23 protein-coding genes are annotated in these 23,530 nt (G+C 74.4%); 11 read left to right on the forward strand and 12 right to left on the reverse strand.

The features are described from left to right. Positions 1–50 precede the first annotated feature (50 nt). From ACFPK1_RS31900 to ACFPK1_RS31910, 3 genes are read left to right on the forward strand one after another with little or no spacing between them, the layout of a single operon-like run. Positions 51–674 carry a hypothetical protein gene (locus tag ACFPK1_RS31900; protein WP_378024956.1) on the forward strand — a complete coding sequence of 208 codons (624 nt, stop codon included), beginning with the start codon at positions 51–53 and terminating at the stop codon, positions 672–674. A gap of 37 nt (positions 675–711) precedes the next feature. Further along, positions 712–1,869, forward strand: coding sequence for an MSMEG_0568 family radical SAM protein (locus ACFPK1_RS31905; RefSeq protein ID WP_378024957.1), 1,158 nt, complete (start codon positions 712–714; stop codon positions 1,867–1,869). Beyond that, positions 1,866–2,372, forward strand: a complete 507-nt coding sequence (locus ACFPK1_RS31910; RefSeq protein ID WP_378024958.1) for an MSMEG_0567/Sll0786 family nitrogen starvation N-acetyltransferase — start codon at positions 1,866–1,868, stop codon at positions 2,370–2,372. Before ACFPK1_RS31905 ends, ACFPK1_RS31910 begins: the two co-directional genes overlap by 4 nt. Here the strand turns inward: ACFPK1_RS31910 and ACFPK1_RS31915 are convergent. Continuing rightward, positions 2,313–5,504, reverse strand: coding sequence for an ATP-binding protein (locus ACFPK1_RS31915; RefSeq protein ID WP_378024959.1), 3,192 nt, complete (start codon positions 5,502–5,504; stop codon positions 2,313–2,315). The genes ACFPK1_RS31910 and ACFPK1_RS31915 overlap by 60 nt on opposite strands. 54 nt (positions 5,505–5,558) lie before the next feature. Next, positions 5,559–5,813, reverse strand: coding sequence for a hypothetical protein (locus tag ACFPK1_RS31920; protein WP_378024960.1), 255 nt, complete (start codon positions 5,811–5,813; stop codon positions 5,559–5,561). Positions 5,814–5,920: 107 nt separating this feature from the next. Here ACFPK1_RS31920 and ACFPK1_RS31925 point away from each other — a divergent pair, with 107 nt between their 5' ends. From ACFPK1_RS31925 to ACFPK1_RS31935, 3 genes are all read left to right on the forward strand, one after another. After that, positions 5,921–6,766, forward strand: coding sequence for an oxygenase MpaB family protein (locus ACFPK1_RS31925; RefSeq protein ID WP_378024961.1), 846 nt, complete (start codon positions 5,921–5,923; stop codon positions 6,764–6,766). Positions 6,767–6,857: 91 nt separating this feature from the next. Beyond that, positions 6,858–8,000: an acetyl-CoA C-acyltransferase gene (locus ACFPK1_RS31930; protein WP_378024989.1), complete on the forward strand. Its 1,143-nt coding sequence runs from the start codon at positions 6,858–6,860 to the stop codon at positions 7,998–8,000. A 4-nt stretch (positions 8,001–8,004) separates the two neighbouring features. Further along, positions 8,005–8,781, forward strand: a complete 777-nt coding sequence (locus ACFPK1_RS31935) for an SDR family oxidoreductase (protein WP_378024962.1) — start codon at positions 8,005–8,007, stop codon at positions 8,779–8,781. Here ACFPK1_RS31935 and ACFPK1_RS31940 read toward each other — a convergent pair. Beyond that, positions 8,770–9,189 carry an SRPBCC family protein gene (locus ACFPK1_RS31940; protein WP_378024963.1) on the reverse strand — a complete coding sequence of 140 codons (420 nt, stop codon included), beginning with the start codon at positions 9,187–9,189 and terminating at the stop codon, positions 8,770–8,772. The genes ACFPK1_RS31935 and ACFPK1_RS31940 overlap by 12 nt on opposite strands. Positions 9,190–9,265: 76 nt before the next feature. Between ACFPK1_RS31940 and ACFPK1_RS31945 the strand changes: the two genes are divergently transcribed. The 3 genes from ACFPK1_RS31945 (at position 9,266) to ACFPK1_RS31955 (ending at position 11,507) form a co-directional block, all read left to right on the forward strand. Beyond that, entirely contained in the window at positions 9,266–9,895 is a 630-nt protein-coding gene (locus ACFPK1_RS31945; RefSeq protein WP_378024964.1) for a maleylpyruvate isomerase family mycothiol-dependent enzyme, read from the forward strand. A gap of 264 nt (positions 9,896–10,159) precedes the next feature. Continuing rightward, complete coding sequence (locus ACFPK1_RS31950) at positions 10,160–10,711, forward strand: hypothetical protein (protein ID WP_378024965.1); 552 nt, start codon at positions 10,160–10,162, stop codon at positions 10,709–10,711. A 76-nt stretch (positions 10,712–10,787) separates the two neighbouring features. Then, positions 10,788–11,507: a mycothiol-dependent nitroreductase Rv2466c family protein gene (locus tag ACFPK1_RS31955; RefSeq protein WP_378024966.1), complete on the forward strand. Its 720-nt coding sequence runs from the start codon at positions 10,788–10,790 to the stop codon at positions 11,505–11,507. 4 nt (positions 11,508–11,511) lie between these two features. On the opposite strand, the gene ACFPK1_RS31960 is transcribed toward ACFPK1_RS31955, so the two are convergent. Further along, positions 11,512–12,600: an NYN domain-containing protein gene (locus tag ACFPK1_RS31960; RefSeq protein WP_378024967.1), complete on the reverse strand. Its 1,089-nt coding sequence runs from the start codon at positions 12,598–12,600 to the stop codon at positions 11,512–11,514. Between the two features lie 110 nt (positions 12,601–12,710). On the opposite strand from ACFPK1_RS31960, the gene ACFPK1_RS31965 reads away from it, so the two are divergent. Together ACFPK1_RS31965 and ACFPK1_RS31970 are read left to right on the forward strand one after the other, a co-directional pair. Further along, the gene (locus tag ACFPK1_RS31965) at positions 12,711–13,742 is read left to right on the forward strand and encodes a 2,5-dihydroxypyridine 5,6-dioxygenase NicX family protein (protein ID WP_378024968.1); all 1,032 of its coding nucleotides are present in this window, start codon (positions 12,711–12,713) and stop codon (positions 13,740–13,742) included. Next, the gene (locus tag ACFPK1_RS31970; protein WP_378024969.1) at positions 13,739–14,521 is read left to right on the forward strand and encodes a maleate cis-trans isomerase family protein; all 783 of its coding nucleotides are present in this window, start codon (positions 13,739–13,741) and stop codon (positions 14,519–14,521) included. Before ACFPK1_RS31965 ends, ACFPK1_RS31970 begins: the two co-directional genes overlap by 4 nt. Positions 14,522–14,587: 66 nt before the next feature. Here ACFPK1_RS31970 and ACFPK1_RS31975 read toward each other — a convergent pair whose 3' ends face one another. The 8 genes from ACFPK1_RS31975 to ACFPK1_RS32010 all read right to left on the reverse strand — a co-directional run bounded on the left by ACFPK1_RS31975 (position 14,588) and on the right by ACFPK1_RS32010 (position 23,361). After that, positions 14,588–15,436 (reverse strand): alpha/beta fold hydrolase, encoded by an 849-nt coding sequence (locus ACFPK1_RS31975; RefSeq protein ID WP_378024970.1) that lies wholly within the window; start codon positions 15,434–15,436, stop codon positions 14,588–14,590. Continuing rightward, positions 15,433–16,101 (reverse strand): isochorismatase family protein, encoded by a 669-nt coding sequence (locus tag ACFPK1_RS31980; protein WP_378024971.1) that lies wholly within the window; start codon positions 16,099–16,101, stop codon positions 15,433–15,435. The genes ACFPK1_RS31975 and ACFPK1_RS31980 overlap by 4 nt, the downstream gene beginning before the upstream one ends. Further along, a complete protein-coding gene (locus tag ACFPK1_RS31985) occupies positions 16,091–16,786 on the reverse strand; it encodes an SRPBCC family protein (RefSeq protein ID WP_378024972.1) in 696 nt (231 codons plus the stop codon). Before ACFPK1_RS31985 ends, ACFPK1_RS31980 begins: the two co-directional genes overlap by 11 nt. Beyond that, on the reverse strand, positions 16,783–17,268 hold the full coding sequence (locus ACFPK1_RS31990; RefSeq protein WP_378024973.1) for a (2Fe-2S)-binding protein: 486 nt from the start codon (positions 17,266–17,268) through the stop codon (positions 16,783–16,785). The genes ACFPK1_RS31985 and ACFPK1_RS31990 overlap by 4 nt, the downstream gene beginning before the upstream one ends. After that, positions 17,265–19,667: a xanthine dehydrogenase family protein molybdopterin-binding subunit gene (locus tag ACFPK1_RS31995; RefSeq protein ID WP_378024974.1), complete on the reverse strand. Its 2,403-nt coding sequence runs from the start codon at positions 19,665–19,667 to the stop codon at positions 17,265–17,267. Before ACFPK1_RS31995 ends, ACFPK1_RS31990 begins: the two co-directional genes overlap by 4 nt. Next, positions 19,664–20,533: an FAD binding domain-containing protein gene (locus ACFPK1_RS32000; RefSeq protein WP_378024975.1), complete on the reverse strand. Its 870-nt coding sequence runs from the start codon at positions 20,531–20,533 to the stop codon at positions 19,664–19,666. Before ACFPK1_RS32000 ends, ACFPK1_RS31995 begins: the two co-directional genes overlap by 4 nt. A 96-nt stretch (positions 20,534–20,629) precedes the next feature. Continuing rightward, positions 20,630–22,045 carry an MFS transporter gene (locus ACFPK1_RS32005; RefSeq protein ID WP_378024976.1) on the reverse strand — a complete coding sequence of 472 codons (1,416 nt, stop codon included), beginning with the start codon at positions 22,043–22,045 and terminating at the stop codon, positions 20,630–20,632. Positions 22,046–22,092: 47 nt separating this feature from the next. Next, entirely contained in the window at positions 22,093–23,361 is a 1,269-nt protein-coding gene (locus ACFPK1_RS32010) for an FAD-dependent monooxygenase (RefSeq protein ID WP_378024977.1), read from the reverse strand. Positions 23,362–23,530: the final 169 nt, after the last annotated feature.

Consider the following 23,530-nt stretch of genomic DNA (forward strand, 5'->3'; position numbering starts at 1 on the left):
CGTCACTCCTGATCCATGATGAGCAGCGCCCGTCTACTATAGTGGACATCATGAACGCTGCGGTGCACTCCGGGGAAGAGGGGGCCCTCGAGGCCGCACGCGCCCGGTGGCGGGCGGCGGGCGACCGCGTGTGGTCGATCGCGGTGGTCGACGGCGAGGAGTACCGGCGGCTGGCCGAGCGCGTCGGCGCCGTCCTCGACGAGGTGCGCGCGGCGACGCCGGACCTGGAGGCCCTGCTCGCGCTCGACGCGGAACCCGGCCCGCTGCTCGCGCGGGCCGGCACGCGCGCGGTGCTCGACGCCGCGCTCGCGATGCGCGCCGACGAGCTCGTCGCCGCCCGTGCGCGGGACGAGCGCCGGGCGGCGATCGCCGCCGCGCGCGCGGCGGGCGAGCGCTGGGTCGTCCTCGACGCCTCGGCGGGGTCGACGCACCGGACCGTCGAGATGCACCTGGCGACGGGGCTGGCCCTGATCGCGACGGCCGACCCGTACGCCGGCGGCGAGCCCTACGTGCTCGGCGAGGCCGTGCTGGACGCCGTGACGGGGGTGACGATCACCGACGGGACGGAGACGTCGTTCGCCGACGCCGCCGCGTGGCGCGACGCGCGCGCCCGTCGCCGCGAGGAGATCGACTCACGCCTTGACGGCGGCGACACGATGCTTTCCGATAAGTGATGACCGTAGCCGAAAGTGGATGCGAGGCGGGTGGCGCATGACGGGCCTGATGGGCGAGGAGACGGTCACGGCAGCAGTGCCCGACCCGGCGGCGATCGCCTCGGTGATCGTCGCCGTCCAGAGCGCCGGGATCCGCCTCGAGACGCCCGTGGAGACCCGCCGCGGCGGGGCCGGGCCGACCGACGCGGGCATGCTCTGGATCGAGGGCTTCCCGGTCACCGTGCCCACCACCGACGCGTCGCCCTACGTGCTGCGCTCCGAGGACAACGGCGCCCAGGGTCTCTACCGCGACGGCGTGCGGCTCGCCTCGGTCACCGGCGCGCGCCGGCCGCGGTTCTACGACCGCACCACCGCCGACGGCACGCCCTACTGGAAGATCGCGCTGCTGCACCTCGACTCGCTCGCCAGCACCGTCGTCCAGGCGTGCAACTACTGGAACACCGCCGACCAGTGCGCCTTCTGCGGCATCGGGGTCTCGCTCGACTCCGGCAGCACCGTGGCCCGCAAGACCCCCGAGCAGCTCGCCGAGGTCGCGGTGGCCGCGAAGGAGCTCGACGGGGCCGTCGACGCCACGCTGACCACGGGCAGCTCGGTCGCCCCGGACCGCGGCGCCCGCTACGTCGCCCGCTGCGGGCGCGCGGTCAAGGACGCCGCCGGGCTCCCCGTCGAGATCCAGTTCGAGCCGCCGCGCGACCTCGCGATCCTCGACGAGGTGCACGGCACGGGCGGCGCGGACGCGGTCGGCATCCACGTGGAGACCTTCGACCCGGACGTGCTCGCCCGCGTCGCCCCCGGCAAGGCGCGCACGGGCCTCGACACCTACTACCGCACCTGGGAGCGCGCGGTCGCACTGTGGGGCCGCGGCCGGGTGTCCACCTACGTCATCCTCGGCATGGGCGAGGACCCCGACCTCACCGTCGAGGGCTGCCGGCGCGCCGTCGACATCGGCGTCTACCCCTTCGTCGTGCCGCTGCGCCCGGTCGCGGGCAGCCTGCTCGCCGACGCCACGCCGCCCGACGCGGTCTACACCGATCGCGTCTACCAGAAGGTCGCGGCCTACATGAGCGAGCGGAACATGTCGTCCGCCGACGCCGTCGCCGGCTGTGCGCGCTGCCAGGCGTGCTCGGCGCTCAATGCGGTCCAGCCGCTGCTGCAGATCGGGCGGCGCCCGGGGGCTGCGGGGCCGGCGTCGTGACGCGCTCGCTCGCGCGGCCGGTCGTCTGCGCCGTCGCGACCGACGCGGCCGAGCGCGCCGCGCACCACCGGGTGCGCCGGGCGGTGTTCGTCGACGAGCAGGGCATCTTCGCCGGCGACGACCTCGACCCCCACGACGCCCGCGACGACGTGCTGCACGTGGTCGCCCGCGTCGGCGACGAGGTGGTCGGCACCGTGCGGCTCTTCCCGCTCGACGCGCAGACGTGGCAGGGCGACCGCCTCGCGGTCCTCGGCAGCGCGCGCACCGCCGGCGCCGGGGCGCCCCTGGTCCGCTTCGCCGTGGCGACGGCGGCGGCCCGCGGCGGCCGGCGCATGGTGGCCCACGTGCAGCCCGCCAACCAGCGCTTCTTCGAGCGGCTGGGCTGGACCGCGCACGGCACCGAGGACTACGCGGGCCGCCCGCACGTGTTCATGACGATCGCGCTAGCGGGGGATCACCAGGCGCCCGTGCTCGACGAACCGGGGACGCAGCTCGGCGGGTAGCGCCGCGGCGATGCGGTCGCGCGCCGGACCCCGCGCCGACGGGGCGCCGACCTGCGCGACGACGAGGTCCGAGCGCGTGCGCAGCGCGGCCGACGCCGCCTCCTGCGGCCGGCCGAGGTGGGTCAGGGCGAGCGCCTCGTACTTCGCCGACCGGTAGGTCCGCGCCGCGGCGAGCAGCTCCTCGGCGCGCCCGGGCTCCCAGCGCGCCTGCATCTCCAGCAGGCGCATCGCGGCCCGCGGGCGGAAGGGCAGCGGGCGATCGAGCAGCGGCGCCGCCTCCTCCACCGTGGCGCCCGCGTCGTCGTCCTTGCCGGCGAGCAGCAGGCAGTCGGCGCGCGCCAGCAGCGCGTGCAGCTCCTGCTCGAGCTCGAGGGCGCCGCCGCCGCGGTGGGCCAGGTCGACCGCGGTCTCGGCGTGCTCGCGGGCGCGCTCGAGGTCGCCGAGCTCCTGCCACAGCCACGACGTCGTGGTCTCGATGCCCGCGCGGTAGTAGCCGACGCCGGCGTCGTCGATGAGGCGCCGGGCGCGGTCGAGCGCGCGCAGGGCCCCGGCGAAGTCGCCGGCGTCGCCGCGGGCGAGCCCGCAGAAGAACAGGCTCTGCAGCAGGGTGCGGAACTCCCCGGTCTGGCGGCACAGCTCGACCGCGCGCTCCAGGACCGCGCGGGCCTCGGCGAAGCGGTCCATGTGCTGGAGCAGCGCGCCGCGGTAGGCCATCGCGACCGCGCCCAGCGCGTCCTCGGCGCCCACGGCCAGCACCTGCTGGTAGGCGTGGGTCGCCCCGGAGTAGTCGCCGTCCCAGTGGCGCACCCGGCCGAGCAGCAGCAGCGAGCTGCGTCGCGCGCCCGGGGCGGCCGCGGCGGACTCGGCGAGGTGCCCGGCCTGCTCGGCGAGCTCGACGGCCGCGAACGCGTCGCGCGCCCAGAGCGCCGTCCAGCCCAGGGCCTCCAGCGCGCGGGCCTCGAGCTCCTCGTCGCCCAGCTCGCGGGCCAGCGCGAGCGCGGCGTCGTGGTCGGCGTGCGCCCCGTCGGCACCGTCGAAGTGCGCGAGGTCGCAGCGCGCCTGCCCGCGGCGCAGCAGCACCGTGGTGCGCAGGACCGCGTCGCCGGTGCGCTCGGCGCTCTCGAGGGCGGAGGTCAGCAGCCGCTCGGCGTCGCGGTGGGCGAACACCAGGTGGGCGGCGTCCGCGGCGGCGAGCCACGCCTGCGCGGCGGCCGCGTGGTCACCGGCGGCGGAGTGGTGCCCGGCGGCGGCCTCGGGCCGGCCGGCGAGGAGCTCGGCGGCGCGGCGGTGGCGGCTGATCCGCACCGGGGGCTCGGCGCGGGAGTACGCGACGGTCCGGACGATGTCGTTGGCGAAGCGGTAGCGCTCGCCGTCGGACACCAGCAGGCCCGCGCGCACGGCCCGCTCGGCACGGCGGGCGCACTCCTCGGGGCCGACCCCCGCGAGCACGGCGGCGTCGTCGAGCGAGAACGACGACCCGAGCACGGCGGCCTGGCCCAGCAGCAGCGCGACGTCCTCGGCGGTCGCGTCCAGCCGGCGGCGCAGGAGGGCGTAGAGGTCCTCGGGGATCACCGGTCCCCGACCGTCGCCGGGGCCGTCGGCCGCGGCCGGCGCGGGGTGGCGCAGCAGCTCGCCGACCAGCAGGGGCGAGCCGCCGGTCCAGGCGAAGAACGTGTCGGGGTCGTAGCCGGCCCCGGACGCGGCGAGCAGGGCGGTCACGGTGGCGCGGGACAGCGGGCGGACCCGCAGGTGTGTCGCCACGTCGAGGAGGCTCTCGGTACCGCTGCGCTCCTCGGCGGAGCGTTCGGTCGCCAGCACGAGGACCCGCCGGGCCGCGAGGCGCGTCGCGAGCACGTGCAGGGCGTCGACGGTGGTCTGGCCCGCGTGGTGCAGGTCCTCGACGATCAGCAGGATCGGGTGCACCTCGGCGGTGCGCCCCACCAGCTCGGCGAGGGCGAGCAGCGTGCGGCGGTGCCCGAGCTCGTCGGTGGCGGGGCGCGGGGCCGTGGCGTCGGCGGTGTCGGGGGCGAGCTCGGGGGCGAGGTCGGCGAGCGCCTCCCGCTCGACGCGGTGCAGCAGCGGGGCGTCCGTGGTGTGCCGTCCCACCAGGGTGCGCACCGCCTCCGCGAGGGGCTGGAGGTAGAGCGAGCGCTCGGCCTCCTGGCAGCGGACCTCCAGCACCGTGGCGCCCGCGTCGCGCGCCTCGCCGGCCAGTACGCGGGCGAGCGCGCTCTTGCCGATGCCGGCCTCGCCGGTGACGAGCACGAGGCCGCCGTGCCCGCGGGTCGCGGCCGACCAGGCGCGGCGCAGCTGGGCGAGCTCGCGGTCGCGTCCCCGGACGGTCACCGGCGCGGTGTGCGGCGTCCGCTCGTCGGGCAGCAGGAGCGAGCGGTAGATCTCCTGCGTGGCCGGCGAGGGGTCGGCGCCCAGCTCCTCGGACAGGGCCCGGCGCAGCTGCTCGTACGCGGCGAGCGCGGCCCCGTCGGCGCCCTGACGGATGTAGGCGCGCATGAGGGCGCGGGCGGCGGGCTCGTCGAGGGCGTCGGCGGCCAGTGCCCGCGAGGCGAGGTCGATCGCGGTGCGGTCCTCGCCCAGCGCGAGCGCCGCGGTCCAGTGGCAGGAGCGTGCGCGGGACAGGGTCGTCGCGACCAGGCGGCGCACCTCCTCGGCCCACGGGGCATCGGGCTCGCCGGCCAGGGCCGTGCCCCGCCCGAGCAGGTCCTCCGCGCTCTGGGCGCCGGAGAGGGCGCGCAGCATGAGGCCGCGGTCGAGGTCGCGCTCCGCCTCCTCGACCAGCGTGAGCCCCTCGTGGACGTCGACGGTGGTGGCGGCGTCGCGGACCAGGCGGTAGCCGGTGGGGTCGCCCTCGATGCGGTCCCGGCCGATGGCGCGGCGCAGCCGGCTCACCAGCGCGGCGAGGTTGCGGCCGGCGCGTCCCGACGCCTGGGCCGGGCCGTCGGGCCACAGCGCGGCGACGATCGTGTCGGTGGGGACGAAGCGGCCCTGGTGGGCGGCGAGCACCGCCAGCAGCCGCTGGGCACGGCCGTGCGGGACGGTCACGGGAGGGTGACCGTCGAAGCCCTCGAGGGCGAACCGGCCGACGAGCCGGATCCGCAGACCGCTCGCTGTCATCGGGGCCATCGTACGACCGGGCGGGTGGTCGCGGTCACACGCCAGGAGCCGTCGTCATCCCTCGACCGGTGGATCGAGCGCGGCCAGCCAGCGCACCCGGTCCTCCAACCAGCAGCGGGCGGCGTCCTCCGAGCCGGTGCGCTCCAGCACGAGCAGGTGGGCGAGCCGGGTCAGGCCGCCGACGAACCCGACGAGGACCTGCGGGTCCTGCAGCGCGCGGGCGAAGGTGTCGTCCATCGCGCCCCGGTCCTCCCGGGCGGTGGCCAGGACGTAGGCCGTGGCGAGACGGTAGGCCTCCCAGTCGTCCACCGAGCCTCCGAGCGACCGCTATCGTCGACGGACGCCCACGATAGTGGACGAGGCGTGCCCGTGTCAGCCGGTGGGTTGACCGCGGACGGATCGGAGACCCCCTGCTGGTGGCGACGGAGCGCGGGGACGTGATCGGGGAGGGCGCCGACGACGGCCTGTTCGGGCCGACGTCGGTGACGTGGCGGGTGCAGCTGGAGCCCGTGCTGTGGGTGGCGGGGATGCGCGCGCTGCTGCTGCAGTCGCTGCACCCGCAGGTCATGCGCGCGACCTACCAGAACTCGGCGCTGTTCGACCCGAAGAAGGCCTGGCCCCGCTTCCAGCGCACGGTCGGCTTCGTCGGCACCCGCACCTTCGGCTCCCGCGCCGACGTCGAGACGGCCGCCGGCCGCGTGCGCCGGTTGCACGCGACGCTGCGCGGCACCGACGTCGACGGCACCCGGATCGCCCTCGACGACCCGGAGAACCTGCTCTGGGTGCACAACGCCGAGATCGACTCCTACGTGTCGGTGGCGCGGCGGGCCGGGGTCGTCGACGACGCCGAGGCCGACGCCTACGTCGCCGAGAGCGTGCGCGCCGCCGAGGTGGTGGGCCTCGACCCCGCGATCGTGCCGGCCTCGCGCGCCGAGCTCGCCGACTACTTCGCGCGCATCCGCCCGCGGCTGCGCCTCACCGACGAGGCCCGCCGCGGCGTCGGCGGCCTGCTCACCCCGCAGCCCAGCGCGCCCACCGGGATCGCGCTGACCCTCTCCTCGATCGCCGCGATCTCCTTCTCGACCCTGCCCCGCTGGGCGCGGCGGATGTACGGGCTGCCGGGCCTGCCCACCACCGACCTCGGCGTCACCGTGGCCCTGCGGGCGCTGTACACGGCGTCGACGGTGCTGCCCGACATCCCCGCCCCGCCCGAGATCGCCCGCGCCCGCCGCCTCGTCCGGGAGGCCCGCGCCGCGGGGTGAGGATCACGCTGGTGTCAGCGGTGGGCCATCGCAGACACTGGGTGTCCGTGATGCCACACGCTCGATCGCTGCGGAGGAGAACCACGTGCCGGTGACCGAGGCCTACATCGTCGACGCCGTCCGCACGCCGGTCGGCACGCGCAAGGGCGTGCTGGCCGACGTGCACCCCGCCGACCTCGGTGCTCACGCGCTCACCGCGCTCGTCGAGCGCACCGGCATCGACGCGGGTGCGGTCGAGGACGTGCTCATGGGCTGCGTGAGCCAGCTCGGGCCGCAGGCCGGGGTCATCGGGCGGACGGCGTGGCTCTCGGCCGGCTACCCCGAGCACGTCCCCGGGACGACGATCAACCGCGCGTGCGGGTCGTCGCAGCAGGCCCTGCACTTCGCCGCGCAGGCCGTGCTCTCGGGCACGCAGGACATGGTCATCGCCGCGGGCGTCGAGAACATGGCGATCGTCCCCATCGACGCCAACGCCGCCGTCCTCGAGCGCATGGGCACCCGCCGCGAGGGCCCGGGCTGGATCGAGCGCTACGGCGAGCAGGAGATCAGCCAGTTCCGCGGCGCGCAGCTCATCGCCGAGAAGTGGGACCTGCGCCGCGCCCAGCTCGAGGAGTTCGCCGTCGAGAGCCACCGCCGCGCCGCGCGGGCCACCGTCGAGGGCCGCTTCACCGGCCAGATCGCCCCGCTCAACGGCCTCGACCGCGACGAGGGCATCCGGCCCGACGCGAACGTCGAGAGGATGTCGACCCTGCCCCCGCTGCGCGAGGGCTACGAGATCACCGCGGCCGTGTCGAGCCAGGTCTCGGTCGGCGCGGCCGCGCTGCTCGTCGTCTCCGAGGACGCGCTGCGCACCCACGGGCTGACGCCGATCGCGAAGGTCACGACGCTGTCGGTGGTGGGGGAGGACCCGGTGCTCATGCTCACCGGCCCGATCCCCGCCACCCGCGACGTGCTGCGCCGCGCGAAGCTCTCGATCGACGACATCGACCTCTTCGAGTGCAACGAGGCCTTCGCCCCCGTCGTGCTCGCCTGGGCCCACGAGACGGGCGCGCCGCTGGAGCGCACCAACGTCAACGGCGGCGCGATCGCCATGGGCCACCCGCTCGGCGCCACCGGCGCGATCCTCGCGACCAAGCTGGTCCACGAGCTGGTGCGCACCGGCGGCACCCGCGGCCTGCAGACCATGTGCGAGGGCGGCGGCCAGTCCAACGCGACGATCATCGAGCGGGTCTGACCCCGTGGAGCTCCCTGACCGCGTCGCCGTCGTCACCGGCGCCGGCGGCGGCATCGGGCGCGCCCTCGTCGCGGCGCTCGCCGACGCCGGCGCCCGCGTGGTGGCCACCGACCGCGACGAGCCCGACGTCGACGGCGCCGTCCTGCGCCGCGCCCTCGACGTCACCGACACCGACGCGACCGCGGCGGTGCTCGCCGAGGTCGCCGAGTCGGTCGGCCCCGTCGACCTCTACCTCGCCAACGCCGGCGTCGCGCTGGGTACCGACCCGATGGGCACCCCCGACGACATCTGGGACACCGTCCTCGACGTCAACCTGCGCGCGCACATCACCGCCGCGAAGCTCCTGCTGCCCGGCTGGCTGGAGCGCGGCGAGGGCTACTTCGTCGCGACGGCGTCGGCGGCCGGCCTGCTCACCCAGATCGGGTCGGCGCCGTACGCGGTGAGCAAGCACGCGGCGGTCGCCTTCGCCGAGTGGCTCTCGGTGACCTACGGCGCGCGCGGCATCCGGGTCAGCGCACTGTGCCCGATGGGGGTCGCGACCGCCATGCTCGAGGGCGCGGGCGCCGACGACACGTTCAGCTCGCTGGCGGCGAACACCGTGCGGGCCGCCGGCGAGGTGCTCAGCCCCGGGGCGGTGGCGGCCGCGGTCGTCGAGGGGATCGGGCGCGAGGAGTTCCTCATCCTGCCGCACCCCGAGGTGCTGACGTTCTTCCGCCGCAAGGGCGGGGACTACGAGCGCTGGCTCGCCGGGATGCGCCGGCTGCAGGACTCAGCCGGCTGAGCAGTACCGGCGCAGCGACTCGGCCTCGGTGCGCAGGTAGCTCTTCGTCAACCCGGTGGTCAGCGCGCCGAACACCGCCGAGAGACCGCGCTGGTCGAGCCCGAGCGCGAGGCGTGTGCCGCCGCTGGGCAGCGCGGTCAGCTCGTGCGTGGCCCTTGTGCGACCGGCCGACGGCCCGCTGACCCAGGAGAACGCCGCGCCGGGACGCACCTCGTCGACGGTCCACACGAGCACGGGCAGGCGGGGCTGGGCGATCCGCACTCGGGTGCCCGGGACGAGCTCCGCCCCGTCCAGGATCTCGACACGGCGCATTGTCGGCGTCCACTCGGGCCAGCGCTCGACGTCGATCAGCACCGCCCAGACGTCGTCGACGGGCGCGGGGATGTCGGCGGTGCTGTCGTGGCGCACGGTGACGACGCTAGCGGGCCCGCGACGCCGTGTCGGTGGTTCCGCGGGGGGCGGTCCCGGGCGAGGATGCCGGGGCATGACCGACACCCTGGCGCTGGCCCAGGAGGAGCGCGCCGAGCTCGCCGACTTCCTCGCCACCCTCACGCCGGAGCAGTGGGACGCCCCGACGCTGTGCACCGGGTGGAACGTCCGCGACCTCGTCGCCCACGTCATCAGCTACGACGTGCAGGGCATGTCCGGGTTCGTCCGCACCCTGCTGCTGTCGGGCATGTCGCCGGACCGGGCGAACCAGAAGGCGGTCGACGCCCTGCACGAGCTCGAGCCGTGGGGGCTCGTCGACCTCGTGCGTCGCTACCGGACACCCGAGGGCTTCACGGCGCGCTTCGGGTACCGGATCGCGCTGACCGACGGCACGATCCACCACCAGGACATCCGCCGCCCGCTGGGCCTGCCGCGCACAATCCCGCCCGAGCGGCTGCGGACGGCCCTCGCGTTCGCCGTCGTCGCCCCGCCGATCCACGCGGCCCCCCGCATCCGCGGGCTGCGGCTCGTGGCCACCGACGTCGACTGGACCTGGGGCCGGGGTCCGGAGGTGACCGGGCCGGGCGAGGCCGTGCTCATGGCGGTGGCGGGGCGCGCCGACGCGCTGGACGAGCTCGACGGGCCGGGCCAGGCCACGCTGGCCGCACGCGTCGTGAAGAGCTGAGCTCTCGCTCGTCATCACTCCGTCACACACTGTGAGATCGGGGGGCCCGAGCAGAGTTGGTTCCTTGACCTGGGACGATGCGTTCGGCGGCCCGGCGCCGCGTGGTTCGCACTCCGTCGTCGCCGGGCCGCCCTCGACAGGTCGTCACTCGTCGGAGTGAATACCGACGTTCGCTCTAACACGTTCTGTGATCGACTCGATCCGTCAGTTGCGAACCACGCAAGCTCGGTTGCCTCCGCGGCAACCCCGACTGACGGAGCCGAAGTGACCTCACGTCTCGACCAGTCCCTGCCGCCCGCCCAGCCCGGCCCCGAGCCGAAGAAGCCGCGGAGGGCCGGACGCGTCCTCGCAATCGTCGCCGGGCTCTTCGTCGCCTACTTCATCGGCCTCGCCATGGGCACGTCCAACTCGACGGTGCAGGCCCAGCCGGTGGCGCAGCCCGCGCCGGTCGTCACCACCCGCACGGTCACCGTGCCCGGCCCGGCCGTCACCGTCCCGGGTCCGACCGTCACGGTTCCCGGCCCGACGGTGACGGTGCAGGCCTCGCCGTCCGCGTCCTCCTCGTCCTCCGGCTCGACGCCCTCCGCCGGGACGAGCTTCTCGTCCGGGACGTACGAGGTCGGCACGGAGATCCAGCCCGGCAACTACCGCACGAGCGGGTCCAGCTGGTGCTACTGGGAGCGCCTGACCTCGAACGACGGCGAGTTCGACTCGATCATCGCCAACGGGAACGAGGACGGCCCGAGCTCCGTGAGCATCAAGTCGAGCGATGCGTACGTGAAGTTCAGCGGGACGTGCACCTGGACGAAGCGCTGACCCGCCGTCCGTCGTGCGTGATCTTCTGAGCCACGTCCCAGAAGATCACGCACGAGCGCGGCCTAGGCTCATCGGCGTGGACGTGCGCCTCTGGTTCGACCCGATCTGCCCGTTCTGCTGGATGACGAGCAAGTGGTTGCGGGTGGTCGCGCGGCAGCGGGACCTCGCGATCGAGTGGCGGTTCATCTCGCTGCGGCTGGTCAACGCCGGCGTCGACTACGACGCGCAGTTCCCGCCGGAGTACGAGGCCGGCCACACTGCGGGCCTGCGCGGGCTGCGGGTCGCGGCGCGCACGCGCAAGGAGCACGGGACCGAGGCGCTCGACCGCCTGCAGGAGGCGTTCGGGCAGCACGTGTTCGAGCGGGAGCCGGTGCCCGACACCGCCTCCGCGCGCGAGACCCAGGGCTCCGAGGCGTTCCTGGCCGCCGTGCTGACCGCCGCGGACCTGCCGACGTCGCTGGTCGAGGCGGCCGACGACACCGCCTGGGACGAGGTCGTGCAGGCCGAGACCGACGAGGCCCTCGCGCTGACCGGGCGGGACGTCGGCACCCCGATCATCCAGGTCGACCCGCCCGACGGGCTCGCGTTCTTCGGCCCGGTGATCAGCCGTATGCCCACCGAGGAGCAGGCCGGCGAGCTGTGGGACCACGCCGTGGGGCTGGCGCGGTTCCCGGGCTTCGCCGAGCTCAAGCGCAGCCTGCGCGAGCAGCCCCAGCTGCCGTCGTTCGGCGTGTCGACCGACCAGGTCGGCGTCACCGAGGACTGGCACGGCGGGAGCCGCCGCCAGCACCGCTGACCGGTCAGAACACCGAGAGCTGGTAGTCGCCGCGGCCCTCGTCCCAGTCCATGGTGACCAGGTCGCGGGCCCGGGCGGCGCGGGCGAAGGACAGGAAGCCGTTGAAGCCGTAGCGCTTCTCGGAGAAGCCGGGATCGCGCTTGCGCATCTGGTCCTTGAGGCCGGAGAGCTGCGGCGGGGCGCCGGCGGCCTCCTCCAGGTCGCGCACGGTGGTGGCGAACAGGGCGAACGCCTCGTCCTCGGCCGACGTGTCCTCGGGGAACGCCACCTCCGGGTCGCCGGCCGCGGTGCCCGGGGCGAGGGCGAGCACGCCGCGGTTCTCGAGGTGGCGCAGCAGCTCGCCGAAGCCGCGGAACCCCTGGTCGCCCTCGTCGAACGTGGGGTCCTTGCGCAGGATCGCGCGCTTGAGGGTCGACGCGCGGACGGGGCCGTCGGTGGCCCGCGCGAGGCCGGCGAGCGTGCTGGTCACGACGGTGGCGAGGTCGGGGTCGGGTCCGCGGGCCGGAGCGGTGTCGTCGGGTGCGGGGTCGGGCTCGGCGGGCGCGACCGGTGCTGCGGGAGCGGCCGGCGTCGTCGGCCGCCGGCGCGACGAGCGGGCGGGGACGGGGCGCCCCTCGACGCCGGGCAGGCGGTCGTAGAACAGGAACTCGTCGCAGGCCGCGGGCAGCAGCGCCGAGGTCGAGGACTGGACGCCGATGCCGATGACGCGCTTGTCCATCTCGCGCAGCTTGTGCATCAGCGGGGTGAAGTCGGAGTCGCCGGTCCCGATCGCGAACGTCGTGACGAAGCCGCGCTCGTAGGCCAGCTCGATCGCGTCGACGGCCATCTTGATGTCGGCGGCGTTCTTGCGGGACCCGCCGATCCGCTGCGGGATCTCGATCAGCTCGACCTGCGCGCGGGCGAGCAGCCGGCGGTCCTCGTCGAACGCCGACCAGTCGCCGTAGGCCCGCCGCGTCACCACCCGGCCCCGCTCGGCCAGCGCGTCGGCGACCGGCCCGAAGTCGAAGGGGGAGACGCCGAGGCCGTCCCGTGCTCCGATCGCGAGGTTCTCGTAGTCGAGGAACAGGGCGATGCGTTCGTCCTCCGGAGCCATCGGGGCACTGTAGGCCCTGCTCCGCGCGGCCGAACGCGGTGACGATTGCGTTGCGGACCTTGCGTGCTCGGATAGTACGTGCTCGGATTTAGCGTGGAGGTGGTCGACCGATGGACCAGAACCTGTTCAACGACATCTGCTTGCAGCAGCTGAAGCTCTCCGGTGTGCACGAGGGCGAGACCGTCGCGGTGCTGACCCGGGGCTCCGAGCGCGGGGAGTACGCCGACGCGTTCCTCTGGGCCGCCCAGCAGCTCGGTGCGGCGACCTTCCACCTGCGTCTCCCGTCGCCGGCGTCCGCGTCGGGCGCGTGGGCGGTGGGCGACTCGGGGCTGGGGAACATCCCGCTCGCGGTGGAGGCGCTCAAGTCGGTCGACATGCTCGTCGACTGCACGTTCCTGCTGTTCTCGCCCGAGCAGTTCGCGATCCAGGACGCCGGCACGCGCATCCTGACCGCGGTCGAGCCGCCGGAGCTGCTGGCCCGGCTGATGCCGACCACCGAGCTGCGCGAGCGCGTCGAGTACGGCGCCGACCTGCTGGCCAAGGCGCAGTCGATGCGCATCACCAGCCCCGCGGGCACCGACGTCACCTACCGGCTCGGGGTCTACCCCACGATGAGCGAGTACGGCTACACCGACACCCCCGGGCGCTGGGACCACTGGCCGGCCGCGTTCGTGTTCACCGGCGGCGCCGACGACGGCGTCGACGGGCAGATCGTGCTCTCCCCGGGCGACGTGCTGCTGCCGTTCAACACCTACGTGCAGACGCCGGTCACCCTGACGATCGAGCAGGGCTTCATCCGGGACATCCGCGGCGGGCTGGACGCCGAGCTGTTGAGCTCGTACATCAAGAGCTTCGACGACCCCCGCGGCTACGGCATGAGCCACGTCGGCTGGGGTCTCGACGAGCGCGCCCACTGGCACGGCCTGACCCAGTTCCCCGGCGGGATGGGCATGGAGCTGCGCAGCTTCTACGGCAACGTCATGTTCTCGATCGGCCCGAACAACGAGCTCGGCGGCCCGAACGACACGCCGTGCCACTTCGACATCCCGATGCGCGGCAACTCGCTCTACCTGGACGACGAGCTCGTCGTCGACCAGGGTGAGCTGACCATCCCCGAGATGAAGCCTGCCGAGAAGCGATGACCGACCACCACATCGGGATGATCGTCCCGAGCTCCAACCTCACGATGGAGACCGAGCTGCCGCGGATGTTCGCCGCGCGCGAGCGGGTCGTCCCCTCCGACCGTTTCGTGTTCCACGCCGCCCGGGCGCGCATGCAGCACGTGACCCCCGAGCAGCTCAAGGCGATGAACGAGCAGGCCACCCGCGCGGCCACCGAGCTCGCCGACGCCCGCCCCGACGTCGTCGCCACCGCGTGCCTGGTGGCGATCATGGCCCAGGGGCCGGGCTTCCACTGCACCGCCGAGGACGACATCACCGGCGCCCTGCGGGCCGAGGGCTCGCAGGCGCCGGTGGTGTCGAGCGCCGGCGCCCTGATCTCGGGGATCGCGGCGCTCGGGGCGAAGCGGGTGGCGATCGTGACCCCGTACATGAAGCCGCTGACCCAGGCCGTCGTGGACTACCTCACCGACGCCGGCATCGAGGTCGTCGACTCCCTGTCGCTCGAGGTCCCGGACAACCTCGCGGTCGCCCGGCTCGACCCCGCCGACCTGCGCGAGCACCACCGCAAGCTCGACGTGTCGGGGGCCGACGCCCTCGTGCTGTCGGCGTGCGTGCAGATGCCCTCGCTGCCCTCGATCGAGGCGGTGCAGGACGAGGTCGGCATCCCGGTGCTGTCGGCGGCGACGGCGACGACGTTCCGCATCCTGTCGTCGCTGGGGCTGGAGACGCGCGTGCCGGACGCCGGCGCGCTGCTCGACGGCACCCGCGCCGACCCGGGCGCGATCACCCGCGCGGCCTGAGTCGGCGCGCCCGTACTGACCGAAGGGCACCTTCGCTCGGATAGATCGAGCGAAGGTGCCCTTCGCTCAGATCACGGCGCGCAGGGCCTCGCGGGTCGCCGTAAGCGCGGCAGCCGGCTCGTCCCAGAACACCATGTGCCCGGCGCCGGGGACCTCGACGACGGACGCCTCGGGGTTGGCCTTCGCCGCCTCCTCGGCGCCGGCGGCGGTGACGACGGGGCTGTCGCCGCCGTGGATCAGCACGGTCGGGGCGGGGACCGAGGGCCAGGTGGCGAAGAAGTCCTCGGACTCGAAGCCCGCGTGGGTCGCGATGATCGCGTCACGGGAGATCGAGCCCATCCAGTGGGCGCGCAGCGCCTGCTCGCGGCGGGGCCAGCGGGGCCACGACCGCGCGACCTCGTCGGCGTCGGTGCCGCGGCGGGCCTGGTCGAGCTGGCCGAGGAAGGCCTCGAGCGTCGTCGGGTACGGCCCGCGTCCGGGGCCGCTCATGGGGGGGTCGACGAGCACGGTGCCGCGCAGGTCGAGGCGGGTGGCGGCGACGGCGGTGATCCGGGCGCCCATGGAGTGCCCGAGCACCAACGGGCGCTCCAGGCCCAGCTGCTCGACCACCGCGGCGACGTCGGCGGCGTAGGTGTCGAGGTCGTAGGCGTCCCCGCTGTCGGAGAACCCGCGCCCGCGGACGTCGAGGACCAGCGGGCGCACGAGGTCGGTGAGCTCGCGGGCGACGAAGTCCATGCTGATCGCCGGGCTGGTGATGCCCGGGATGATCAGCAGCGGCACCCCGTCGACGGGGCCGTGGTCGAGGAGGTGCAGGCGGACGTCCCCCGAGCGCACCCAGCGGCTCACCGCCGCGGTCTCGGCGAGGTCGGCCAGCGCGGGCTGGGTGAGGACGCGCTTCGCTGCGGGTTCGGTCACCGGTCGGCCTTCCGGAAGGGGTCGTCGAGGTAGGACGCGGCGTCGTCGAGGGCCACGACGTCGGCGTACTTGGTCTGCAGGTCGTAGAGCGCGGCGTCGTGGGGCCCGCGGGCGCGGTCGCCGCAGGCGTCGGCGACGACGAGGGTGTCGAAACCGGACTGCACGGCGTCGACGGCGGTGGCGCGCACGCAGCCCGAGGTCGTGGCGCCGCAGATCACCGCGGTGTCGACGTGCAGGCCGGCGAGCAGCGCGGCGAGCGACGACCCGTGGAACGCCGAGGCGCCCTTCTTCACGATCACGGGGTCCTCGGGGCGGCGGTCGAGGCGCGGGTCGAGGGCGACCGCGGCGCTGCCCTCGCGCAGCGCGCGCATGCCCGGGGCCTTGCGCAGCCACGCCACGGCGTCGCCGTCGGCCTCGGCAGGGGTGTAGCTGATGACGGTCCAGACGACCGGCACCCCGCCGGCGCGGGCGGCCGCGACCAGCCGGGCGGTGGCGTCGACCTCGGTGGTCAGGTCCGACCCCGACGGGAACGCGGCCTCGGTGAAGCCGCGGGTCAGGTCGACGACGACCAGCGCCGGGCGCGGCCCGCGGGGCACGGCGGCGCCGAACCCGGCGCGGGCGAGGGCGGCGTCGGTGTCGGCGCCGTGCAGGGACTCAGCGGCCACGGTGTCGCAGCTCCTCGATCAGCATCTTCTGGCCCTTCAGGCGCCCGAGCAGGTAGCCCTGCACGACGCCGGCGATCGCGACGCCCGCGAGCGCGGCCCACCGGCCGGCGTTCGGGGGCAGGAGCATGGCGAGGCCGTCGAGGGAGTCCCCTCCGTCCGAGCTGGCGGATTTCCTGACGTCTGACGCCAGCGTGGCCCCCACGCTGGCACCCCCGGTGCCGGTCCCCGGCGCATCGCTCGTATCGGAGGACAGCTCGCCGGCGAGGTTGCGGGCGAACTGGTCGAGCAGGCGGCTCGAGACCGTCGTGATCGCGCCCTTGCCGAACTGTGCGATCTTGCCGCGGATGAGCAGGTCGGTGTGCAGGTCGAGGGTCGAGCCGCCGTCGGCCTCGGCCACCGACAGCACGACGTCGGCCTCCGCGTCGCCCGCGCCGTGGGCGTCGGTGGCGCGCGCGGAGAGGCGCAGCGTGCGCTGGTCGGGCACGACCTCGGTGAAGCGCAGGGTGCCCGCGTAGGCGGCGCTGATCGGGCCGACCTTGACCTTCACGCGGCCGCGGTAGGCCTCGCCGTCGCGGCCCTCGAGCGTCGCGCCCGGCAGGCACCCGGCGACGCGCTCGACGTCGTTGAGCAGCGCGAACACCGCGTCGGGGGCGGCCGGGACCGCGAGGTGGTTGTCCAGGATCATGAAACGCGCTCCCGCCTCGAGCACGCCGTCGCGTGCACCGCGTCGACGATGGTCTGGTAGCCGGTGCAGCGGCACAGGTTCGCCGAGAGCGCCTCGCGGATCTCCTCGCGACCGGCGTCGGGCGACTCGGCGAGGACGCCCTCGGCGAGCATGAGGAAGCCGGGGGTGCAGAACCCGCACTGCAGGCCGTGGTGGTCGGTGAACGCCTGCTGCAGGTCCGACAGCCGGCCCTCGGAGTCCAGCGACTCGACCGTGCGCACGTCGGCGCCCTCGGCCTGCACGGCGAACACCAGGCACGCCCGCACCGGGGCCCCGTCGAGGAGCACGGTGCACGCGCCGCACACCCCGTGCTCGCAGCCGACGTGCGTGCCGGTGAGGCGCAGGTCGTGGCGCAGGACGTCGGCGAGCGTGCGGCGCGGCTCGACGACGACCTCCTCCTCGGCACCGTTGACCGTCAGGGACAGCAGATGCGGATCGTTCACAGCCCGCCCTCCAGCGCTTCGAGGACCGTCCGGGGATGGATCGGGGTGGTGTCGAGCTCGACGCCGGTGTGGCGCAGCGCGTCGTTCACGGCGTTGAGCACGGCGGCGGGGGCACCGATCGTCCCGCCCTCGCCGGCGCCCTTCGCGCCGTTCTCGGTGAACGCGCACGGCGTCTCGAGGTGCGCGATCGACACGTCGGGGATCTCGGTCGCCGTCGGCACGAGGTAGTCGATGAACGACGCCGCCGACGGCTCGCCGTGGCTGTCGTAGGTGACCTCCTCGAACAGCGCGCCCGCGATGCCCTGCGCGATGCCGCCGCGGCACTGCCCGTCGACGACCTTCGGGTGGATCACCACGCCGCAGTCCTCGACGCAGGCGTATCGCAGGATGCGGATCGCGCCGGTGCCCGGGTCGGCCTCGACGACCACGGCGTGCGTCGCGTTCGAGAAGGTCCCGTCGCCGGGGACGTCGAAGCTCGCGGTGGCGGTCAGGGCCGGCTCGACGTCCTTGGGCAGCAGGTGGCTGCGCAGGTAGGCGACGTCGGCGATCTCCTCGTACGACAGGCGCCGCGAGGGGTCGTCGAGCGCCACAACACCGCCGTCGCCGTCGAGCGCGACGTTGTCCGGGCGCGTCTCGAGCAGGTGCGCGGCGATCCGGCACAGCAGCTCGCCGAGCCGCTCGGAGGCCAGGGCGACCGCCGAGCCGCCGATCGTCACCGACCGGGACGCGAACGTGCCCCACCCGTAGGCGATGCGCTCGGTGTCGCCCTGGCGCAGCTTGACGCGGGCGACGTCGATGCCGAGCCGGTCGGCGACGATCTGCGCGAACGTCGTCTCGTGCGACTGGCCGTGGTTCATCGTGCCGCTGGTGACGACGACCGCCCCGGTGGTGTCCATCCGGATCTCGGAGAGGTCGAACCCCGGGACCACGGTCATCTTGCGCTTGGCGAACGCCTCGGAGCCGTAGCCGGTGCGCTCGGAGAAGCAGCAGAAGCCGATGCCGATGTGCCGCTCGCCCGAGGAGCGCAGCTCGTACCAGCCCTCGTCGCGGATCGTCTTCTCGGCGAGGTCGAGCGACTCGCGGTAGGTGCCCGGGTCGTAGGTGACGGCGTTGACGCCGGTGTAGGGGAACTCGGTGATGACGTTGCGCCGGCGCACCTCGACCGGGTCGAGCCCCAGCTCGCGGGCGGCCCGCTCCATCACGCGCTCGATCGCCATCACGTACTGCGGGCGGCTGACCCCGCGGTACGGGGCGGTCGGGGCCTTGTTGCTGGTCAGGGCCCGGCCACGCACGCGGTAGGCGGGCACGCGGTAGACGCTCGGCATCTCCGCGGACGCCATCAGCGGCTCGATGCCCGCGGTGAAGGGGTAGCAGGAGTAGGCGCCCATGTCGCAGACCACGTCGACGTCGAGGGCGGTGATGTGCCCGTCGGCGTCGAAGGCCGCGCGGGTGCGGTAGGTCTGCTCGCGGGCCAGGAACCCGGCAGTGAGGGCCTCGCGGCGGTCCTCGATCCACTTCACGGGGCGGTGCAGCCGCTGCGCGACGGCCGCCACGGCGACCTCCTCGCGCCCGACCACGCACTTCTGCCCGAAGCCGCCGCCCATGTCCGGCACGGTGACGCGGACCGTGCGCTCCGGGACGTCCAGGCAGCGGGCCACGAGGGTGCGGACCTGGTGCGGGACCTGGGTGCAGGTCTGCACGAGCAGCTGGTCGTCGCGGGCGTCCCAGGAGGCGACGACGCCGCGGGTCTCGAGCGGGAGCGCGTTCTGCCGCCCGCTGTGCGTCGTCACCTCGACGGTGACGTCGGCGTCGGAGAACGCCTCGTCCACGCCCGGCGTGTCGAACATCGACACGTCGAGCAGCACGTTGTCCGGGGCCTCGTCGTGGACCGTCGCCGCCGCCCGGAAGGCCGTCTCCTCGTCGACGATCGCGTCGAGCGCGGTGTGCTCGACGACCGCGGCCTCGATGCCGTCCTCGACGGCGTAGGGGTCACGCGCGACGACGATCGCCAGCGGCTCGCCGACGAACCGGATCTTGTCCTTGGCGAGGATCGGCATCGCCGTCGGCGTGAACTCCTCGGCGGGCCGGTCGAGCATCGCCACGATGTCGCCGAGCGCCAGGTCGCGGGCGTCGTACGCGGCGACGACGCCCTCGACCTCGCGGGTGGCGCTCAGGTCGACCGCGGTGACGTGGGCGTGCGCGACGGTGGCCCGCACGAAGCCCGCGTGCAGCATCCCGGGCAGGGCGATGTCGTCGACGAAGCGGCCGCGGCCGGTGAGCAGGCGGGGGTCCTCGTGGCGGGGGATCGAGGCGCCGACCCAGCGGCCGCGGTGCCCGTCGAACCTGGGGCCCTCGAACCTCGGCTCGGCGATCCCGGGGGGCTGGTCCGTGGCGGTCATCGGGTCCCTCCCGCGGCCTCGCGGCAGGCGTCCGCGACGAGCGTGCGGGTCAGGCGCCGGCGGTAGGCGGCCGTGGTGACGGCGTCGTCGGGGGGATCGACCGCCGCGGCGCCCGCGTCGGCGACCGCGGTCCACAGCGCCTCGCCGGCCTCGCCGTGCAGCGCCGCCTCGGCCTCGGGCACCCGCACCGGGGCCGGCGCGACGCCGCCGAGGACGACGCGCCCGCCCGTCACGGCGGTCCCGTCGAGGTCGAGCGCGACGGCGGCGTCGACGATCGCGAAGTCGCCGTGGCGGCGCGCGAACTCGCAGAGCGCGGCGTGCGGTGCGGGCCGGGTGAAGCGGACCTCGACGACGACCTCGTCGGGGTCGACGGCGGTGGCGTAGAAGCCGTGGAACAGCTCGCCGGCGGGGATCTCGCGGCGCCCGGACGGGCCCTCGGCGACGACGACGGCGTCGAGCAGCAGCGCGAGCAGGCACCACTCGGCGGTCGCGTCGCCGTGCACGAGGCTGCCGGCCACGGTGCCGCGGCTGCGGATCGGCAGGTGCCCCACCCAGCGCATGGCGCGGGCGAGCACGGCGAACTCGGGGGAGAGCGCCGCCGTCTCGACCGCGTGGTGGGTGACCAGCGCGCCGAGCGTCAGGGTGCCGTCCTGCTCGGTGATCGCCGTCATCGACGGCATCCGGCGCAGGGGCCCCAGGTCGACGAGCGCCGACGGGCGGGCGAGCCGGAAGTTCATCATCGGCATCAGGCTCTGGCCGCCCGCGATGACCTTGGGGTCCTCGCCCGCCGCGGCCAGGTCGGTGAGCAGCGCGACGGCGTCGGCCACGTCGTGCGCGCGGTGGTAGGTGAACGCGGCGGGCTTCATGTCGCGGGCCTCCTGTCCCGTGGAGCGTTCCGGCGAAGGGCACCCCCGGCCCATCTAGACGACCGAGGGTGCCCTTCGCTCAGAACCAGGGTGCGGTCAGGCGCGGGTGCGCTCGGTGTCGGTCGCGGCGGTGTCGGTCGCGGCGGGCTCGTCCGGGACGTCGGTGGTGATCCGGTCGAGCTCGCGGCCCGCGGTCTCCGGCGCGCCGACCCACATGAAGATCACCGCCGCGACGACCAGCACCCCGAGCAGGGTGAAGGTCAGCGGCAGGCCGAGCACCGGCCAGAGCACGCTGCCGAACAGCAGCGGGGCGAAGCCGGTGATCGCGCGGCTCGACGACGACGCCCAGCCGAAGCCCGAGGCGCGCAGCTCGGTCGGGTAGAGCTCCGAGACGTAGGCGTACATGACCGGGATGACGACCAGCGCGAACAGGCCGAAGGCCCCGATGGCGACGATCGCGAGGGTCGGCGTGCCGAGCAGCAGCGAGAACGCGACGAGGGTCGCGGCGGCGACCGGGCCGGCGATCGCGATGACGCGCTTGCGGCCGTAGCGGTCGACGACGAGCACGGACAGGGCGACACCGACGATGCCCAGCGCGTTCATCAGCGTGGTCGAGGCGAACGCGGCGATCTCACCGAAGCCCTGGGCCCGCAGGATCGAGGGCATCCAGCTCAGGGCGGCGTAGTAGACGAGCATGACGGCGATGAACAGCGACCAGGCGACGGCGGTGATCGTCGGGTTGAACGCCCAGACGCGGCGCAGCTGGTCGACGGCCGCGGCCCAGGCACCGCCGCGCTTGTCCTCGTCGACCGCGGCGGGGATGACGTAGGGCTCGGGGGTCGCGCCGGTGCGGGTCACCATGTCGTCGATGACGGCGCGGGCCTCGGTCTCGCGGCCCATGCGGGAGAGGTAGAGCGGCGACTCGGGCACCCCGCGCCGGACCCAGAACAGCAGCAGCGCCGGCAGGATCATCAGCACGAGCATCCAGCGCCAGTTGCCCTCGACGGGCACGAGCAGCGTCGCCGAGACGCCGGCGAGCGTGGCGCCGATCGGCCACCAGCCGTCCATCGCGGCGAGCACGCGGCCGCGCTGCTTCTTCGGCGAGAACTCGCTGACGATCGCGTAGTCGACCGGGATACAGCCACCGAGGCCGACGCCGGCGAGGAAGCGCAGCAGCAGGAAGATCTCGATGTTCGGCGAGAGGGCGCCGAGCACCGAGAAGATCGCGAAGATCAGCAGGGTGATGCTGAAGGCCTTCTTGCGCCCGATGCGGTCGGCCACCGTGCCCCAGGCGACGGCGCCGACGGCCATGCCGATGAGGTTCGCGGTGGCGACCAGGCCGCGCTGGGCCGGCGAGAGCCCGAACTCGGTGCCGATCAGCGGGGTGAGGAAGCCGTTGAGGGCGACGTCCCAGGCGTCGAACATGTAGCCGAGGCCGCCGATGAGGAAGATCTTCCCCTGGACGCCCCAGCGCCAGGGAAGATCCTGGACGATCTGGTCTCCGGTGCGCATGCGCTCGCTCCCGTCGCGGGTGGTGTGGGGTGGTGTCGGTCCGCGCGTCAGCGGGCGAACTGGTAGTGGATGGACTCGGTGTCGTGGTCGTGCAACGGGCTGCCGTTCCACAGCCAGTCGTAGGAGACGTCGGACTCGCCGTCGAACCGGCGCAGCTTGTCGTCGCGCTCGCGCTGCTCGGGGCCGTCGGGCAGGTGGTAGAAGGCCATGTTCTGCAGCGAGGCGTCCTGGACCATGCCGGCGTGCTTGGCGCGGCGGTCGACGTAGCGCACGAGGGCGCCGTCGATGTCGTCGCGCGTGACCCGGCCGAGCTCCTCGGCGAGCACCGCGGCGTCCTCCATCGACTGCGAGGCGCCCTGGGCCTGGTAGGGGAGCATCGCGTGGCAGGCGTCGCCGAGCAGGGCGACCCGGCCGTCGATCCACACCGGGTCGCGCCGGCGGCGGTACATCGCCCACAGCGACACGTCCTCGGGCTTGGCCTTCGACAGCACGGTCGGCACCCGGTCGTCCCAGTCGGCGAAGTCCGCGGCGAGCTGCTCCGGGGTGGCGGGGCCGCTCCAGTCGCGCTCGATGGTGTCCGAGCAGGGCACGATCGCGACGACGTTGAGGTACTGGCCGCCCCGGATCACGTAGTGCACGAGGTGCTTGTCGGGGCCGTACCAGATGGTCGAGTGGTAGCGGTCCATGAGGAAGCGCGTCGCCGGGTCGGCGGCGACGAGCTCGCCGGGGATCAGCGCGCGGTAGGCCATCTCGCCGGAGAAGACGAGCGAGTCGTCGAAGCCCGCGAGGTCGCGGACCGCCGAGCGGATGCCGTCGGCGCCGACGAGCACGTCGCCGGCGAAGCGGCGGCCGTCCTCGGCGACCGCGACGGGGCGCCGCGGGTCGGTGCGGTCGAGCTCGGCGACCTTCGCGCCGGTGTGCAGGGCGACGACCGGGCCGGGGCCCTCGGGGTCGGCGCAGGCGTCGAGCAGGACGCGGTGCAGGTCGGCGCGGTGGTAGTGCCAGTACGGGGCGCCGTACTGGTCGATCACCCGCTGCCCCAGGGGGAGCTGGGCGATGATGCTGCCGTCGGCCCAGCGGCGGCGGACCTGGTCCTCGGGCTGGGTGCGGATGGCCTCGAGCTGCGCGCGCAGCCCGAGCCCGATGAGGATCCGGCTGGCGTTGGGCGCGGTCTGGATGCCGGCGCCGATCTCCCCGAGCTCGGGCGCGGCCTCGACGACGGTGACGCGCAGGCCGCGCTGGCGCAGCGACAGCGCGGCGCAGAGACCACCCAGTCCGCCCCCGACGATGGTGACCTCGAACGACTGGCTCGCCATCTGACCGCCCTCCCGGTGTGGTGTTCGCGTTCGGCCGGGTTCAATCCGAGCACGTACTATCCGAGGACGCAATACCCGAACGTGTCCCGAGACACGGACGTAACAGATCGCGGGCGTGACACTGCTCCGGACGGGCTACGAAAGAGGGCTCCTCGCCCCAGGACGGTGA

The organism is Actinomycetospora rhizophila (assembly GCF_042657905.1).
Classification (GTDB): domain Bacteria; phylum Actinomycetota; class Actinomycetes; order Mycobacteriales; family Pseudonocardiaceae; genus Actinomycetospora; species Actinomycetospora rhizophila.